We start from the raw sequence: 16015 nt of genomic DNA on the forward strand, positions 1-16015 counted from the left end.
GCGGATTCCAGGACGAGACGATTGGTCCTTGCCGGTTTGCGGCAACAACTCCAGCCATTCACCGCAAGGCTGTTTCCCCGCAGGGTCTGGATCGCTCTGGAGGATCGTGCGGTCACGGTGCTCACCACCAAGGGTCGCGGCCAGCCGCTGCAGCTGGATCTTCTGCGGCGGGTGTCCCTGCCCGCCGGTGCCTGCTCCGGCGGCGAGCCCCAGCAGGTGATGGCCCTGGGCGATCTGATCGGCGATCTGCTGGTGGAGCTGGGTCTGGTGGGGGCTGAGGTGGTGGCGGTGCTTCCGGCTGCGGCCTGTGCCTGGAGGGTGGTGCAATGGCCCTTCGACGACTGGCCAGAGGAACCAGGCGAGGCCCTGCGCGAGATCGATCCCGCCCTGGCTCTGCCCTATGAGCTATCCCAGGCCACCATCAGCCTTCTGCCGCTGGAGGCTGATGGAATCCAGGCCACTGGCTGTTCCTCCCTCCTGGTGACTGCGCCCCGCCAGCGGGTGCTGAACTGGATCGAGGTGTTCGACATCGCCGGCGTGGAGCTGGAGAGGCTGGAAGCCGCCCAGGTGTGTGAACTGCGGGCCCTGGCCCCTCTGCTGGACGGGGCCGGACCTGATCGGCTCGACGCGTTGCTGGTGCCGTACGAGCGGGGGGCACGGCTCACCCTGGTGCGCCATGGTTTGCCGGAGTATGGGCAGGAATTGAACGGCTCCATGGACGACCTCGGCGATCAGCTGGAGCGATACCTGGCCTATTGGCGCAGCCGGGATCCCGGCGCGACGGACGTTCGCATCTGGCTGGCAGGAGCCAGCCCGGATCTGCCCCTGCTGGCCGGGAACCTGCGCCGCAGCGGTGACTGGCCCGTGGAGATCCTCGATCCTGTAGCCCTGGGCTGGATCGCTCTCCCCCCCGATGACGGCGAAGAGGAGCTGCCCCCCGGCCCGGCTCTGCTCACTCTGCATGGGCTGATGCAAGCGGAGCTGGCTTTATGAGCCCGATGCTTCCCGGCCTTGACCTGCTGCGTGAACGCCGCCTTGAGCTGGGCCTGCCCGCTGAGCCGCCCAGGCCGCCCGACGCCAGGCGGCTGCTGCTGATCGGATCGGCCATCGGCGCTGGCCTCGTGCTCTGCGCCCTGGGGGCGACGCTGCTGCTCAAGCTGCAGGCCATGTTGCTGGAGCAGGAACTCGCCAGGCTGGCACCGGTGCGGGGCCAGGTGGAGACGCTGGAGGCTGAACTCGCCGCCGATAAGGGGAACCTGGAGCGCAAGAGCAAAGGAAATGCTGAGCTGGTGACCGGCCTGGTGGCTGTGCGCTCAGGCTCAGCCCTGATGACCGACCTGGCCGGCCGCACACCGGCTGAGTTGCAGCTCACGTCGGTTCTGGTGGGCAAGGACGATCTGCAGCTCAAGGGCCGCACCAGCGACCCCGGGGCCTTTGAGCGGATCAACGCCCTGGTGTTGCGCCTGAAGGGCTCGCCACTGATCAACCCTGCCAGCGTGAATCTCAATCGCGCGATCCGCAACGACACAGATCCCAACCAGACCGGTAAGGGCCCCGAGAGTGGCTTTGTGGAGTTTGAGGTCAGTGCGGCCTTCAGCCCTCCACCGTCCGGGCCGGCCCAGTTGACCCAGCTGCAGGAGCTGGGTGCCGGCGGCATGGCACGCCGCCTGGAGCTGCTGCAGAAGGAGGGCCTGCTGCGATGACCAATCTTCAGCAGGGCGCGCCGCCCCGGTCTCTGCTTTTGCGCAATGGTGTGTTGATCGGCTTGCCCGTGGCGGCTGGGGTGGTGCTGGCCGGCCTGGTGGCCCTGGGGGGAGTGTTTCAGCCCTGGGATCAGCTGCGCCGCAATCAGCTCCAGCTTGATGAGCTTCGGGGCATGAATGAGCGGCTGCCGCTGCTGCGGGCCCAGCGGGTGCGCCAGCTTGACCAGGTCAAGACCGTGGATGGTCAGCGCTCCAGCCTGCTGAAGCTGATCGCCGGCAGCGGCCAGATCAGCACCTTTCTGGCCCAGCTCAACCGGGAAGCCGCAGCCACTGGGGTTCAGCTCGATGTGTTCGAGCCGGTGGAGGCCAAGCCCGCTGCGGCTCCGGCGCCTGCTGGCGGAAATGAAAAGGAGCCTGCCCCCCCGCCGGATCCGCTCGAAGCCGATGGCCTGCGCCGCACGACGCTGCTGCTGAGCGCCCGTGGTCGCTATCCGAACCTGCTGGTGTTCCTGCGCCGGCTGGAGCGTCTCAGCCTGCTGGTGGCCCAGAGCGATCTCAATCTTGATCTGGAAGCCGTCCGTGCCCAGGCCCAGCCGGTCGCCAACAGGCCCGCAGCCCAGGCGCCGCCCATTCCCCAGGTGGTGCTGAAGCTGAACCTGGCGCTCTACGGCGAAGGCCCAGCCGTCAAGCCCGCCGGCAAACCGGCCAACACTGCCGTCGCCCCAGCCCCTGCTGGTCCGCCACCAGCGGCCAGCCCCACTGCACCGGTGTCACCGCCGGCTCCCCAACCCCAACCCACAGCGCAGCCCCCGGCTCCACCCCAATGAGCAGGCAGGGGCCACAGTCGCATTTGGTCATCTGGTTTTTACAGAGCACTCCTAATAACATTCCGGCGTGATGGATGTGTTGATGGGCTCAGCTGGTCTTGGATTCCGCGCCGGACTGTGGCTGGCCACCAGCAGCACACTGCTGGCGAGCTTCCCTCTGGCGCTGTCTCCCGCTCCCGTGCTGGCCCAGGCGGCCATTCGCTCCGACGGCCTGCAGCTGAAGCTGCGCCGCCTGCCCGATGCCCTGGAGCTGGTGATCCAGGATGCGGGCACGGGCAGCGACCTGCGCCAGCAGATGCAGGGCCAGGCCTGGCTGGGCGAGCTGCGCACCTCGCAGATCCGTGGACTCAAGGCCGGCCCCCAGTCGTTGTCGATGACTGACGCCGGCGTGGATTCGATCACCTTCGATGGCACCGGCACGGAATTCCAGCTGAAGGTGACACCGATGCCCGGGCGCAACCTGGGCACACCGCTGGTGAGCAGCGACGGCCGTGATCTCACGGTGCGCTTCAACGCCCCGCAGCTGGCCGTGAGCCAGACGGCCAGGGTGGATCTGCGTGCGCCGGCGCGGGTGCCTACGGCGCCCTATGTGCCGCCTCTGCGCCCGCGGGCCGTGGCGCCTCCCTCGGGAGACATCGCTGTGGGCACGATGACAATCCGCAACCGCGGCTACCTCAGCCTCTACGGCCCGCCGGTGACACTCACCACCCGGGCCGCCAATCCGCGCGACGTGCTGATGGTGCTCTCGCAGATGGGTGGGTATGGCTTTGCCTTCTCCGATGCCTCGCTGCAGGGGGGAGTGAATTCCCCTTCTGCGCCAAGGCCTCCCGCCCCGGTCACGGTTGCGTTCCAGAACGAGCCCTATGAGCGGGCGTTCAACTTCGTTCTGCTCTCCTCCGGCCTGCAGGCGCGCAAAGAGGGCAACACCATCCTGGTGGGCTCCGACGTGCTGGGCAAGACGATCGGCCCGCAGATGTCGAAGGTGTACCGCCTCAACCAGGTGTCACCAAATTCAGCGGCGGATTACCTCGCCAACCTCGGGGCCCAGGTCACCAAAACCACGTCCGTCACCACGGCCGTGTCCCAGGGTGTGCCCCTGGGGGCTCAGCCTGCCGGCAGCGGTCTCACCGCCACCTCCCAGAGCACCACCTCCACCCAGCAGACCGTGGAGGCTTTCGGGGCTTCCAGTGGCCCGTTGGTGGGGTTGCGCGCCACCACCGACCCACGCCTGGGCACGATCACGATCGTGGGCGAGCCGGCGCTGGTGGCCATCGGCGAGCAATACCTCAAGCAGCTGGATCTGCGCCAGCGTCAGGTGGCTCTCTCGGTGAAGATTCTCGACGTGACCCTCACGAACGACACCGAGATTGACAACAGCTTTGCCTTCCGCTTCGGCAACAACTTCATCGTGAACGATGGCGGCAGGTTGCTGGCAGCTTTTGGACGCAATCTGCCGGCTAATGCCAGCGATTTCAGCGATGCCAACACGCGAGAGTTCTTTGGATCCTCGTCGACTTCGTCGAATAACTCCCTCAATAATTCTTCTAATAATGCGACATCCGGTGCCAACTCAAGCGATCAATTTGGCAGCAATTCAGGAACTGGTAATGCTTCCAGTTTTACTGAAGATCTCACCCTCTCGCTCAATAACGGCCGCTCGCTGGATCAGAGTCAGATCAGCGATTTGAACCGGCGACTGTTCCGGGAGACGGGCACGGAGATTCAGCCCTTTGAAGTGACACGGTTTATTCCGAATCCAAATGCTGGAGCGCCTGACCAGCTACCCAATATCGAAGTGACTGATACCGAATATCGTATTGTGCCCACAGGCCGCACCACGCGGGGTATCACGGATGATCTCACATCCAGGATTTCCCAGATTGTATCTTCACGGGTGAACAGCGGAGTGAATATCACACGCAGCAGATCGGGCTTCGCCAACTCCGGTTCCACTTCCAGCTCTGCCTCGGGTCGCACGGGTTCGAGCACCTCCAGATCAGGATCTGATTCCTTTTCTGATTCTGCTTCAGACTCATTCCAGCGCTACACCGGCTCACGCCGCCGCAACCCCGGCCTCAACTATCCCGACAACGAATTCTTCAGCTTCCTGCAGGCTCAGATCGTGTCACGCAATGCCAAGGTGCTGGCCAGCCCCACCCTGATTCTCAGTGAGAACCCTGAGCTGATCGAGGGTGGCGCCAATGTTGGCGGAGGTGGTCTTGGTGGGCAGGCTGGCGACACCTCTGGCCTCAGCCCCGCCACGATCGGCCGCTCACGGGCCAATGAGTCGTTCGTCACCGTGGGTCGCCAGGTCGTGTCGGCCTATGAAGTCACCAACACCGCCAATGTGGGCACCAGCTGCGAGCCCACGTTCAGCACAGCTGGCCTCACGTTTGGGGCGCGGATATCGAAAATCGACGACAATGGCTTCGTCACCTTCACCCTCTCTCCGGCGATTTCCGGCGTGGTCGACCAGCAACCGGTGCCGGGCTGTGGCTTCATCGACATCCTGCGCCTGCGACGTCTCGACACCGGCAGCGTGCGCGTGCGCGATGGTCAGACCCTGATCCTCACCGGTGTGATCTCCGATGAAGATAATCAGGAAGTGTCGAAATGGCCGATCCTTGGTGATCTGCCCCTGGTGGGTCAGTTCTTCCGCAGGACCAATGGCGCCCGCCTCAAGAATGAACTGGTGATCCTCGTGACCCCCCGCATCATTGATGACGAGCAGGGAGGTACCTACGGCTATGGCTACACCCCCTCCACCCAGGATGCTCGCCGCCTGATCTACAGCCCCTGAGCCCAGGGACCCAGATCCTGTGATCAGAAGGCCAGCGGAGCGAAGTATTTGATCGCCAGTGGTGCCAGCTGCTGGAAGATCGCCGTGGCGCTCTGCAGGAACTGGCCGCCCCAGCCATTGCCGCCGGCCCCGCCCTGGGGGTTCTTCTTGAGCTGTTCGGCGCCCTGCAGCACCTGTTTGGCCACCACCGTGTTGCCCTGCTGCTCGAACAGGCTGGCGGCGTAGGTGAAATCGGCGGCGGCCTGCTCACGCTTGGCCTGCTCAGCCCGGCTGATGCCCCGCGCCAGCCAGCTCAGGGCCGCATCAGGCTGCTTCAGGATCGCCTGGTTGAAATAGGTTTCCGCTTCGCTCGCCCGGCCCTGCAGGGCCGCTTCCACGCCGGAATTGTGCAGGTCGGCGTAGCTGCTGGCGCTGGGATTCACCCCCACCGCCCGCTTCCAGTGGCTGCGGGCCAGGCTGTCCACATCCAGCAGGGCGCCGCTGAGGTCGGCCTCGCGCAGATCGGTGCCCTCCAGCTGGGCACCGCGCAGGTCGGCGCCGCGCAGGGAGGCCCCCAGCAAGGAGGTGAAGGTGAGGTTGGCGCCCTGAAGATTGGCGCCATCGAGCTGGGCACGGCTGAGGTTGGCTCGCTGTAACTGGGCTTTGCTCAGGTCGGCGTCGCGCAGGTCCGCATGGACCAGATCCGCGTCCTGCAGCCGGCAGCTGGAGCAGGCCTTCTTGTCGAGCAGGCGCATCAAGTCGTTGGCTTCCGCGGCCAGGCCCGCTCCGCCCAGGAGCTGGGCGCCGGCGGTCAGCAGCAGAGCTCCCCCAAGGAGGGGGCCATGGAATCGCGGCGGGGATGCCATGCCGGAGGGGGGAGATGGGGGTGGACTCAGCGGGCGGCCGCAGGGGACGCCGTGACATCGCGGGGCTCGATGCACCAGCGAGGGCCGATTTTCTTCCATTCGTAGGCCGCCGGCAAGGGCTCCAGGCCCACCATCCCGGCGATCAGCTGGTTGAGGCAGAGCTGGCCGCTGGAGCAGCTCTGGATGTTGCGCCCATTAACCCGCTCCACCGAGGCGTCGGGCGGTTGCGGTCCCTGGCTGAAGAATCGCTGCGCCGCCAGGCAGTAGGGGGCGGCCTGGGCCATTGGCGACAGCAGGCTGACCGCCGCGGTGAGGCCCGCCATCAGCCCGTTTGCGCTGCCCCAGCCCTTGCCCACCAATCTTTCTCTTCACGGGGCCGATTATGGCGACCTCCTCACCTGGGGGTCGTTCGCCAGCACGATCAACCTCTCAGGTCCGGCCTGGGCCATGTTGGGGCCCATCGGCGTTCACGCTGGAGGCCTGCTGGAGCTGGCATGGACGCTGCCCCTCTGGATCTGCTGACGCCCGATCTCCATGGCGGCAATCTGGAGGCCGTGGCCCGGCGGTTGGGCTGCCGCCCGACCGATCTGCTGGATGCCAGCGCCTCCCTGGTGCCATTCGGGCCGCCGGCCTCGGTGCGGCGGGTGCTGGCGGCGGCGGTGCGCACCTCACCAGGCCGGCCTTCGCCCCTGCGGGATTACCCCGACCGCGAGCAGCTGCGGCTGCGCCAGGCCATCGCCACCCACCACCAGCTCGATCCGGCCGCTGTGCTGCCCGGCAACGGGGCCGCCGAGCTGTTCACCTGGCTGGCCCGCGATGCGGCCACAGCGGGCGTCAGCCTGCTGCCCACCCCGGGCTTTGCCGACTATCCCCGGGCCCTGGCCTGCTGGGGTGGTGCCTGGAGCGCCTGGCCCCTGCAGCTGCCGCTGCCGGGAGCGCTGACCTGGCCCCAGCCACTGCCGCCACCTCCGGCCGGTGCGCATCAGGCCCTGTGGATCACCAATCCCCACAACCCCACCGGCCAGCTCTGGAGCCGCGCCTCGCTCGAGCCCCTGCTGGAGCGCTTCGAGCTGGTGATCGTCGATGAGGCCTTCCTGCCCCTGGTGCCCGGCGGGGAAGAGCAGTCGCTGGTGCCGCTGCTCAAGGATCACCCCCAGCTGGTGGTGATCCGCAGCCTCACGAAGCTGCTGGCGATCGCCGGCCTGCGTCTGGGCTACGCCCTGGCCGATCCCGAGCGGCTGCGGCGCTGGGCCGGCTGGCGCGACCCCTGGCCGGTGAATGGCCTGGCCGCCGCGGTGGGGGAGGCGGTGGTGGGTGATCGGCGCTGGCAGGAGCGGGTGCAGCGCTGGGTGGCGGTGGAGGGCCCCTGGCTGGAGCAGGGCCTGCAGCAGCTGCCTGGCCTGACACCGCTGCCCTCGGCCGCCAACTTCCTGCTGGTGCGTTCGGAGAGTTCCCTGGTGCCGCTGCGTGAGCGACTGGAGTGGCACCATCGCGTGCTGCTGCGCGACTGCCGCTCCTTTGCTGGCCTGGGGGAGCGCTGGTTGCGGATCGCCCTCCAAAACCGCCGCAACAACCGACGGCTGCTGCGGGCCCTGCGGCAGGAGATCAGCCGCTAGCCAGCTCGATCAGCAGTTCCGCCAGCCGCTGATCGGCGTCGCGCACGGCCAGGCGCTCCATGCCCGCCCTCAGGGTGTGGAGCGGATCGAGGCCAGCGCTTGCCCCGCGAAGCCGTGGCCCCAGCAGCCGCCACACCGCCTGCTCCAGGGCCGGGTGCTCCGGGGCGTGCTGCCACACGATCACGGCGGCTCCGGCTTCGGCGGCTGCTTCGGCGTTGGCGTCCTGGTGGTGGTCGGCCGCCTGGGGGAACGGCACCAGGATCGTGGGGGTGCCGCAGACGGCCAGTTCGCTGAGGCTGCCTGCCCCCGCACGGCTGATGGCCAGCTGGGCGTGCTGCAACAGGCCGGGCAGTTCGTCGCTGAAGGGCCGCTCGATGTAGGCGGGGATCTGCAGGCTGCCGCTGTCCGGATCGCTGCTGCCGGTGAGGTGCACCACGCGGCAGCCGGCGGCCACCAGCCTCGGCACCAGGGGGCGCACCATGCGGTTGAGACCGAGGGCACCCTGGCTGCCGCCCATCACCAGCACCAGGGGGCCTTCTCCCTCGGGCACCCAGCTGGGCAGGGGGGCTGGCTTCAGGAAGTCGGCGCGCACCGGTGTGCCCGTGACCAGGGGCCGGCACTGGGGCAGGCGCTCCGCCGCCGCCCGCAGCCCCACCGCAACCCGGCTGCAGTGCCTGCCCAGCAGGCGGGTGACCCGTCCAGGGATGGCGTTGGATTCATGCAGGACCACAGGCACTCCGCACCAGCGGGCCGCCAGGATCGCCGGAGCGGCGATGTAGCCCCCGGTGCTGAACACCAGGCCGATGCCCTCTCGTCGGATCAGCCGGCGTACCGCCACGCTGGCGGCGATCAGGCGCAGCAGTTGCCACAGTTTGCGCAAGCCCCGGCCCTGCAACCCCCCCGCCCGGATCGTGTGCAGCGGAAAGCGGCTGGGAACGAGCTCTCTCTCAAGCCGGTTGGGAACCCCCAGCCATTGCACCTGCCAGCCGGCGGGCAGGGCTTCCGCCACCGCCAGGGCCGGGAACAGGTGCCCGCCGGTGCCGCTGGCAGCAATCAGGAGCCTGGGCATGGACCTTCACTGACGGGCACGGCGCTTGACCTGGGCGCGCCTAACTTAAAAGGGCCGCCATGGCCGCCCCTGATGTCGCAGTCGCCCCTCCACCCGTTCCTTCTGGCTTTGCTGGCGGCCACGGTGGTTGTCAGCCTGCCGGCTGCCAAGGCCGCCCCACCGTCCCCGGCCCTGCTCCAGAGCCTGGAGGGCGCCCTCAACAGCGGCAGCTCCTCCAACCTGACCGCCATGGTGGAAGCGGGCCCCGGCCTGGATCCCGCTCGCCTGGAGGCCCGCTACAAGATCCTGCGCGACCGCTTCCCTGATGCCCGCTGGACGGTGAGCCCGGGCGCTCCCCTGCGCGATGGTCGCCCCACCGTGGCCATCGCGGTGACCGGCAGCCGCTCGGAGGGCCCCTTCCGCTACAGCCTGCAGGCCGAGCAGGTGCTGGCCCTCAGTGCCAACGGCTCGCGGCTGAACGGCCAGGAATTGATCCGCGAAACCACCACCCTGCGCAGCGGTGAGGCGAGCCTGCCGGTGAGTGTGCTGATTCCGGACGCGGTGCTCACGGGCCAGCGCTACGACGTTGACGTGGTCTTCGATGAACCGCTCGATGGGGCGGTGGCCGCCGGTGGAATCGCCGCTATCACCCCCGAGCAGATCAGCGCCCTGGAAACCCCCGATCTGGAGCTGGCGGCCCTCGGCGGTGGCGGCCTGTTCAAGTCGGTGCAGGCACCCCTGAAGCCCGGCAGCCAGACCTGGGCTGTGCTGCTGGTCCACCCCAAGGGCATCGTCAGCACCACCAAGCGGGTGCGGGTGGTAGCGGACAAGGCCGCGCTCACTCCCTGAGGAAACCTGGGGCCTGGTCTGGGCAGAACCACCGCGCCAGGGCTGACACATCCTCGTCGCCGTGACCGGCGGCGATCAGGGCATCTTCGATCCCGGCCACGCTGGTGCTGATCGGCAGGCTCACGCCGGCTGCGGCGGCTGTCTCGAGGGCGATCGCCAGATCCTTGCGGTGCAGCGCCAGGCGGAAACCGAGGGGGTAACAGTTCTCGATCATTGCTCCGGCTCGGTGCTGCAGGGCCCAGGAGCCAGCGGCGCCCCCTTCGAGGGCGGCGCAGACCTGTCGCAGCGGCAGCCCCAGGGCCCTGGCCAGGGCCAGGCCTTCCGCCAGGGCGGCATAACTCCCGGCCACCAGGATCTGGTTGACGGCCTTCACCTGCTGGCCCGATCCCACCGGCCCGAAATGACTGATCCGGCCACCCACCACCTCCAGCAGGGGGCGGGCACGCTCCAGGTGGTTGCTGGAGGCTCCCACCAGCAGGGAGAGCGTGCCGGCTCGAGCCCCCTCGGTACCGCCGGTGACCGGGGCATCGAGATATCCCACCCCCAGCTCGCCCAGGCGGGCGGCGACGCGCTGGCTGGTGGCTGCCGCGATGGTGGAGAAGTCGATCACCAGGGAGCCTGGGGCCACGCCCTCGGCAACCCCGGCTGGGCCGAACAGCACCTCCTCAACGGCGGTGTCATCGCTGAGGCAGACGGCGATCAGCTCGGCTGAGGCCGCCGCTTCAGCCGCTGTGGCGGCTCTCGTTGCCCCTGAGGCGGCCAGCGGCTCTTCCGCCCCTCGGCTGCGGTTGTGGACGATCAGGGGAAATCCCGCCGCCAGTACCCGGGCCGCCATCGGTGCCCCGAGTGCTCCAAGACCGAGGAAGGCCGTGGCTGGGCGGTCCAGCTGGCCTGGTTGCTCTGGACCGTCTTGGAAAGATCTGGTCATCAGTTCTGCCCGTTCAGTTGGACCCTGGTGATCCGGCTACGGGAGCATGGTTGAGCCTGAACCGTTTCCGCCATGTCGTTCATCCGGAATGCCCAGCTTGTGCTGATGCCTCCTGCCGCGGCTGCCCTGGCGATGCTGCTGCAGGTGGGCTCGGGCCAGGCCCAGACCGGGCCAAGCCGCCTTCAGTTGACCCCCAACCAGAAAAGTGAGCTGTTCAAAGGGCAGCGCACTCTCTCGTTGCGGGCCCATACCGACCAGATCGCCATCCTCCGCAAGGGTGAGCGCTGCCTGAACGAGGCCAAGGACCTGGAGGCACTCAGCGCCTGCCGCCAAACTGAACGCCAGGCCAGGCGCGAGCTGATGAGCCGGACCCGGGAGGAAGCCCGGGCCCTGCATCAGCGGCTGGGTTTACCGGCTCCCCAGGGCCGCCGTGGTAAGGGCGGCCCTGGGGGCTGGGGCGATCCGGCCGACCAGATCTGAGTGGCCTCAGGCGTCGTCGAGGGCGGCGACGCCTGGGAGCACCTTGCCCTCCAGCAGTTCGAGGCTGGCGCCACCGCCGGTGGAGATGTGGCTCATCTTCTCGGCCACCCCCACCTTCTCCACCGCTGCCACGGAATCACCGCCGCCGATGATCGTGCAGCAGCCCTGAGCGCTCAGCTCGGCCAGGGTGTGGGCCACGCCATTGGTGCCGGCAGCGAACTTGTCGAACTCGAACACGCCCATCGGTCCGTTCCAGATCACGGTCTTGCAGTCGGCCAGGGCGGCCTGGAAGGCCTTGAGCGAATCCGGGCCGATATCGAGGCCCATCCAGCCATCGGGGATCTCGGTCACCGAGGTGGTGAGGGTGTTGGCGTCGGGGGAGAAGGCGTCGGCCAGCACCACGTCGGTGGGCAGCAGCAGCTGCACGCCCTTGGCGGCCGCCTTGGCTTCGAGCTCCCGGGCCAACTCCAGCTTGTCCTCCTCAACGAGGCTCTTGCCCACTGCCAGGCCGCGGGCTTTGTAGAAGGTGAAGATCATGCCGCCGCCGATCAGCACCTTGTCGCACTTGTCGATCAGCGACTCGAGCACGCCGATCTTGCTGCTCACCTTGGAGCCGCCCACGATCGCCGCCAGGGGGCGCTTCGGCTCATCGATGGCGCCCTGCAGATACTGCAGCTCCTTCTCCATCAGGTGACCGGCCACGTTGGGAGTGAGGAATTCGGTCACGCCTTCGGTGGAGGCATGGGCCCGGTGGGCGGCGCCGAAGGCGTCGTTCACGTAGACCTCGGCCAGGGCCGCCAGCTTCCTGGCGAATTCGGTCTCGTTCTTCTCTTCGTCGGCGAAGAAGCGCACGTTCTCCAGCAGCACCACATCACCGTCGGCCATGGCCGCAACCTTGGCCTCGGCATCGGGGCCGATGCAGCTCTCGGTTTTCACAACCGGTTTGCCCAGCAGCTCGCTCAGTCGGGCAGCCACCGGGGTGAGGCGCATCGCTTCATTCACCTCGCCCTTGGGCCGACCGAAGTGGGCGGCCAGGATCACCCTGGCGCCCTTGGCTGTGAGGTCGGTGATGGTCGGCAGTGCCGCGCGGATGCGGGTGTCGTCGCTGATGGCACCGCTCTCATCCAGAGGTACGTTGAAGTCGACCCGCACCAGAACACGCTTGCCTTGCAGATCGGCCGCGGACAGGCTGGTCAGGGATCGCTTCGCCATGGGGGTCTGGGTGATCGAGGATGGGAGAGATTAACCCGCAGCCCTCGGCCCGGGTCCCAGGCTGGCGCTAGGACAAGTGGGGCGGCACGTTCTGTCCGACCCTTGCGCCGGGATGGCGACCACTCGATGGCGAACCCATGTTCAACACCGTTCTGTTTCCGATCGACCAGAGCCGCCAGACCATGGACACGGCGGCCCTGACTCTGAAGCTGGCTCTCCAGCACGGCAGCCGCCTGGTGGTGCTCTCCGTGGTGGAGCCCGAGGAGGGTGTCATGCACGATGCCGCCGCCGTGGCGCGGCTGCTGGAGCAGGCCCGCGGCCACTTCGAGCAGGCCGGTGTGACCTGTGAGGTGATCGAGCGGGAAGGGCGGCCCGCCTTCGTGATCGGGGATGTGGCCGATGAGATCAATGCCGACCTGATCGTGATGGGCACCCGCGGCCTTTCCCTCGATGCCGATCAGCCCAGCACCGCGTCGCGGGTGATCCAGCTGGCCCCCTGCCCTGTGCTGGTGGTGCCCTGATGGAGGGGATCGCCACCCCCGTCGGTGAGGGTCTGAGCCAGTCGGCCCCCGCGATCCAGTGGTATCCGGGGCACATCGCCAAGGCGGAGCGGCAGCTGTTCACCCAGCTCGCCAAGGTGGACCTGGTGATCGAGGTGCGCGATGCCCGCATCCCTCGGGCAACCGGCCACCCCCGTCTGCAGCGCTGGATGAAAGCCAAGCCGCGTCTGCTGGTGATCAACCGCCGCGACATGATCAGTGAGGCAGCTCGCCAGGCCTGGGACCACTGGCTGCGTGAACGGGGCGAGACCCCCTGGTGGTGCGACGCCAAGGTGGGCACCGGCGTCAAGCAGCTCCAGGAGGCGGCTATCCGCGCTGGCGGGCAGCTCAACGCCCGCCGGGCAGGACGGGGCATGCGGCCGCGCCCGGTGCGCGCCCTGATGCTCGGCTTCCCCAACGTGGGTAAGTCGGCCCTGATAAACCGCCTCGTGCGTCAGAAGGTGGTCGACAGCGCCCGCCGCGCCGGGGTGACCCGCACCCTGCGCTGGGTGCGGCTGGGCCAGGAGCTGGATCTTCTCGATGCCCCCGGGGTGCTGCCGCCCCGCCTCGATGACCAGCGCGCCGCCCTGCTGCTAGCCCTCTGCGATGACATCGGCCAGGCTGCCTACGACGGTGAGGCCGTGGCCGTGGCCTTCCTGCGCCTGCTTGATGGTCTGCAGGTCCATCCGGCGGCGGGTATCTCCTCCAGCGGCGTACTGGGGCGCTATGGCGTGCCGATCACACGCCTGGAGAACAACGTGGTGGATGGCTGGGGCTGGCTGGAGGCCGCCGCCGCCCGCCACACCAGTGGCGACACAGCCCGCATGGCCCAGCGCCTGCTTGACGACTTCCGCCGCTCCATTCTGGGTCCGATCGCCCTGGAGCTGCCCCCTGATCAGGCATGACGGGCTTCGGCGAAGGAGAGGGTGAACTGGTCACCCTCCACTACCCGAAGCCGCTGCCGATGCGCCTCGACCGCTGGCTGGTGGCCCAGCGGCCGGAGCAGAGCCGGGCCCGCATCCAGAAGTTCATTGATGCCGGCTACGTGCGTGTCAATGGCGTCACGGGCCGGGCCAAGACCCCCCTGCGGCTCCACGACGAGGTGCAGCTGTGGATGCCGCCGCCTGAGCCGCTGCCCTACCTGCTGCCCCAGCCGATCCCCCTCGATGTGCTCTACGAGGACGCCCATCTGATCGTGCTCAACAAGCCGGCCGGACTCACGGTGCATCCGGCGCCGGGCAACCGCGACGGCACGCTGGTGAATGGCCTGCTGCACCACTGCCCCGATCTGCCTGGAATCGGTGGTGAGATGCGTCCCGGCATCGTGCATCGCCTCGACAAGGACACCACCGGCTGCATCGTGGTCGCCAAGAGCCAGGAGGCCTTGGTGCGACTGCAGGTGCAGATCCAGAAGCGGGTGGCCTCAAGGGAATACCTGGCAGTGGTGCATGGGGCGCCTGCGGCCGAGAGCGGCACGATCGTGGGGGCGATCGGCCGTCATCCTGCTGATCGCAAGAAATACGCCGTGGTGGCCGATGAAAAGGGTCGCTTCGCCTGCACCCACTGGACCCTGATCGAGCGCCTCGGCGATTACTCCCTGCTGCGCTTCCGGCTCGACACCGGCCGCACCCATCAGATTCGGGTCCACTGCGCCCACATCGGCCATCCGATCGTGGGCGATGCCACCTACAGCCGCTGCCGCAAGCTCCCGCTGGAGCTGCCCGGGCAGGCCCTGCATGCGGTGGCCCTGGGTCTCGATCATCCAATCAGCGGCGAGCGACTGGCTTTCGCGGCTCCACTGCCGCCAGTGTTCGAGGCCCTGCTCACCGCCCTGCGACAGCGCCTCAACCCAGCCGTCAGCGGGAGCCCGGGATGGCTTCCTCAAGCATCACATCGAACAGAGTGAGGCGCTCAAGCTGGTCGGCCACGGCGATGGCGGTGAGCACCGCAAAGCCGATCGGCAGCAGCAGGGCGTAGTTCTTGCTCAGCTCGAAGCTGAGCAGGATCGCCGTCAGCGGGGTGCGTGTGAGGGCGCCCAGGAAGGCGCCGCCCCCGGCGAACAGCAGGGTGGCCGGGGCATAGGAGAACAGCACCAGACAGAGTTGCTGCACCAGGGTGCCCAGGGAGGCGCCCACCACCAGGGCCGGTGCCAGGAACCCCCCCGGTGCCTCCGCCGCCACCGCCACGGCCGTCCCCAATCCTTGAACCCCCAGGGCCAGCAGGGCGGTGGACGGGCCGCTGAGCCCCAGCAGGGCGTCGAAGTCGAGGCGGTCAGGGTTGTCGAAGCTGCCGGGCAGGAGTGACCAGCCCAGGCCGATCGCCAGTCCTACCAGCGGCAGCAGTTGCCAGGCCTCCAGACTCAGCTGCCTCAGGACCAGGCGCAGGCGCAGGATGCCCCGCTGATAACAAACCGCCAAACCACCGGCGAGAACTCCCAGCAGCAGCAGGATCGGCACATCCACCAGGCGGAAATCATTGAGGCGGCTGGGATAGGGGATCGTCGGCAACAAATCACGCAGCCAGGCCGGTCCCACGGGAGCCGCCGAGAGCAGGCGGGTCCAGGCGATGGTGGCAAAGGTGGCGAAGGTCGCGATGGCGTTGGTGCGCACGTCCGAGCGCTTGAGCAACTCCTCGATCGTGTACAGCGTTCCACCAAGGGGGGAGTGGAACACGGCAGCCAGTCCCGCGCCACTGCCGATGGCCACCGCCAGACGTTGCTGGTGGTCGTGGGGATAAATCCCACCAGCTGCTTCCTTGGCCAGGGAGGCGCCGATCTGAATCGATGGCCCCTCAGGCCCCACCGGGATGCCGCCGCCGATCGCCACGCCACTGGCCAGCAGCTTCACCACCGCCACCCGCCAGCCCATGGGCACCGGCACCCCCCGCAGCCAGAGCATCACCTGCACGATCCCCGATCCCTTGGCACCGGGCTCCACAGCGCTGATCAGGCCTCCGGCGATGCCGCCCCCCAGCGCGCCCATCATGGGCAGCACGAACCAGCGGGGCAGGTGATTGGCCAGCTGCAGGCGCAGGGCATTCACCGCCTGAATCTCCAGTCCATAGACCCAGATCGCCAGGGCCACCCCGATGCCGATCGCATTCACCAGCAGGAACAGCCGCAGCAGGCTCGCGATCTTCCGCAATGACACCCGGCGGAGGAAGGGCATG

17 protein-coding genes are annotated in these 16015 nt (G+C 68.0%); 11 read left to right on the forward strand and 6 right to left on the reverse strand.

Going from position 1 to position 16015, the window contains the following annotated elements; all coding sequences use genetic code 11:
• Nucleotides 1–21: 21 nt before the first annotated feature.
• From pilM to KBY77_RS06730, 4 genes are all read left to right on the forward strand, one after another.
• Entirely contained in the window at nt 22–993 is a 972-nt protein-coding gene (gene pilM / locus KBY77_RS06715) for a type IV pilus biogenesis protein PilM (protein WP_255102791.1), read from the forward strand.
• Complete coding sequence (locus tag KBY77_RS06720) at nt 990–1703, forward strand: PilN domain-containing protein (protein ID WP_255102792.1); 714 nt, start codon at nt 990–992, stop codon at nt 1701–1703. Before pilM ends, KBY77_RS06720 begins: the two co-directional genes overlap by 4 nt.
• Complete coding sequence (locus KBY77_RS06725) at nt 1700–2530, forward strand: hypothetical protein (protein WP_255102793.1); 831 nt, start codon at nt 1700–1702, stop codon at nt 2528–2530. The genes KBY77_RS06720 and KBY77_RS06725 overlap by 4 nt, the downstream gene beginning before the upstream one ends.
• Before the next feature lie 82 nt (nt 2531–2612).
• Nucleotides 2613–5330, forward strand: a complete 2718-nt coding sequence (locus KBY77_RS06730) for a secretin N-terminal domain-containing protein (protein ID WP_255102794.1) — start codon at nt 2613–2615, stop codon at nt 5328–5330.
• Nucleotides 5331–5353: 23 nt separating this feature from the next.
• Here KBY77_RS06730 and KBY77_RS06735 read toward each other — a convergent pair whose 3' ends face one another.
• Nucleotides 5354–6175 carry a pentapeptide repeat-containing protein gene (locus KBY77_RS06735; protein ID WP_255102795.1) on the reverse strand — a complete coding sequence of 274 codons (822 nt, stop codon included), beginning with the start codon at nt 6173–6175 and terminating at the stop codon, nt 5354–5356.
• Nucleotides 6176–6201: 26 nt separating this feature from the next.
• Nucleotides 6202–6498 (reverse strand): hypothetical protein, encoded by a 297-nt coding sequence (locus KBY77_RS06740; protein ID WP_255102796.1) that lies wholly within the window; start codon nt 6496–6498, stop codon nt 6202–6204.
• A gap of 25 nt (nt 6499–6523) precedes the next feature.
• Here KBY77_RS06740 and KBY77_RS06745 point away from each other — a divergent pair, with 25 nt between their 5' ends.
• Nucleotides 6524–6697 carry a hypothetical protein gene (locus KBY77_RS06745; protein WP_255102797.1) on the forward strand — a complete coding sequence of 58 codons (174 nt, stop codon included), beginning with the start codon at nt 6524–6526 and terminating at the stop codon, nt 6695–6697.
• Complete coding sequence (locus KBY77_RS06750; protein WP_255102798.1) at nt 6670–7791, forward strand: histidinol-phosphate transaminase; 1122 nt, start codon at nt 6670–6672, stop codon at nt 7789–7791. The genes KBY77_RS06745 and KBY77_RS06750 overlap by 28 nt, the downstream gene beginning before the upstream one ends.
• On the opposite strand, the gene KBY77_RS06755 is transcribed toward KBY77_RS06750, so the two are convergent.
• A complete protein-coding gene (locus tag KBY77_RS06755) occupies nt 7781–8860 on the reverse strand; it encodes a glycosyltransferase (RefSeq protein ID WP_255102799.1) in 1080 nt (359 codons plus the stop codon). The two genes, KBY77_RS06750 and KBY77_RS06755, sit on opposite strands and share 11 nt — an antisense overlap.
• Nucleotides 8861–8932: 72 nt before the next feature.
• On the opposite strand from KBY77_RS06755, the gene KBY77_RS06760 reads away from it, so the two are divergent.
• The gene (locus KBY77_RS06760; RefSeq protein WP_255102800.1) at nt 8933–9688 is read left to right on the forward strand and encodes a hypothetical protein; all 756 of its coding nucleotides are present in this window, start codon (nt 8933–8935) and stop codon (nt 9686–9688) included.
• On the opposite strand, the gene KBY77_RS06765 is transcribed toward KBY77_RS06760, so the two are convergent.
• Nucleotides 9678–10616 (reverse strand): NAD(P)-dependent oxidoreductase, encoded by a 939-nt coding sequence (locus KBY77_RS06765; protein ID WP_255102801.1) that lies wholly within the window; start codon nt 10614–10616, stop codon nt 9678–9680. The genes KBY77_RS06760 and KBY77_RS06765 overlap by 11 nt on opposite strands.
• Before the next feature lie 72 nt (nt 10617–10688).
• Here KBY77_RS06765 and KBY77_RS06770 point away from each other — a divergent pair, with 72 nt between their 5' ends.
• Nucleotides 10689–11096 carry a hypothetical protein gene (locus tag KBY77_RS06770; protein ID WP_255102802.1) on the forward strand — a complete coding sequence of 136 codons (408 nt, stop codon included), beginning with the start codon at nt 10689–10691 and terminating at the stop codon, nt 11094–11096.
• A 6-nt stretch (nt 11097–11102) separates the two neighbouring features.
• Here the strand turns inward: KBY77_RS06770 and KBY77_RS06775 are convergent, their stop codons facing one another.
• The gene (locus KBY77_RS06775; RefSeq protein WP_255102803.1) at nt 11103–12308 is read right to left on the reverse strand and encodes a phosphoglycerate kinase; all 1206 of its coding nucleotides are present in this window, start codon (nt 12306–12308) and stop codon (nt 11103–11105) included.
• 137 nt (nt 12309–12445) lie between these two features.
• On the opposite strand from KBY77_RS06775, the gene KBY77_RS06780 reads away from it, so the two are divergent.
• From KBY77_RS06780 to KBY77_RS06790, 3 genes are read left to right on the forward strand one after another with little or no spacing between them, the layout of a single operon-like run.
• Nucleotides 12446–12829, forward strand: coding sequence for a universal stress protein (locus KBY77_RS06780; protein WP_255092290.1), 384 nt, complete (start codon nt 12446–12448; stop codon nt 12827–12829).
• Entirely contained in the window at nt 12829–13752 is a 924-nt protein-coding gene (gene ylqF / locus KBY77_RS06785; RefSeq protein ID WP_255102804.1) for a ribosome biogenesis GTPase YlqF, read from the forward strand. Before KBY77_RS06780 ends, ylqF begins: the two co-directional genes overlap by 1 nt.
• Nucleotides 13749–14753 carry an RluA family pseudouridine synthase gene (locus KBY77_RS06790; RefSeq protein ID WP_255102805.1) on the forward strand — a complete coding sequence of 335 codons (1005 nt, stop codon included), beginning with the start codon at nt 13749–13751 and terminating at the stop codon, nt 14751–14753. Before ylqF ends, KBY77_RS06790 begins: the two co-directional genes overlap by 4 nt.
• Here the strand turns inward: KBY77_RS06790 and KBY77_RS06795 are convergent.
• The gene (locus KBY77_RS06795; protein WP_255102806.1) at nt 14704–16014 is read right to left on the reverse strand and encodes a chloride channel protein; all 1311 of its coding nucleotides are present in this window, start codon (nt 16012–16014) and stop codon (nt 14704–14706) included. The two genes, KBY77_RS06790 and KBY77_RS06795, sit on opposite strands and share 50 nt — an antisense overlap.
• Nucleotide 16015 lies beyond the last annotated feature (1 nt).

This window comes from Synechococcus sp. Cruz-7E5 (assembly GCF_024345995.1).
Taxonomy (GTDB): Bacteria; Cyanobacteriota; Cyanobacteriia; order PCC-6307; family Cyanobiaceae; genus Regnicoccus_A.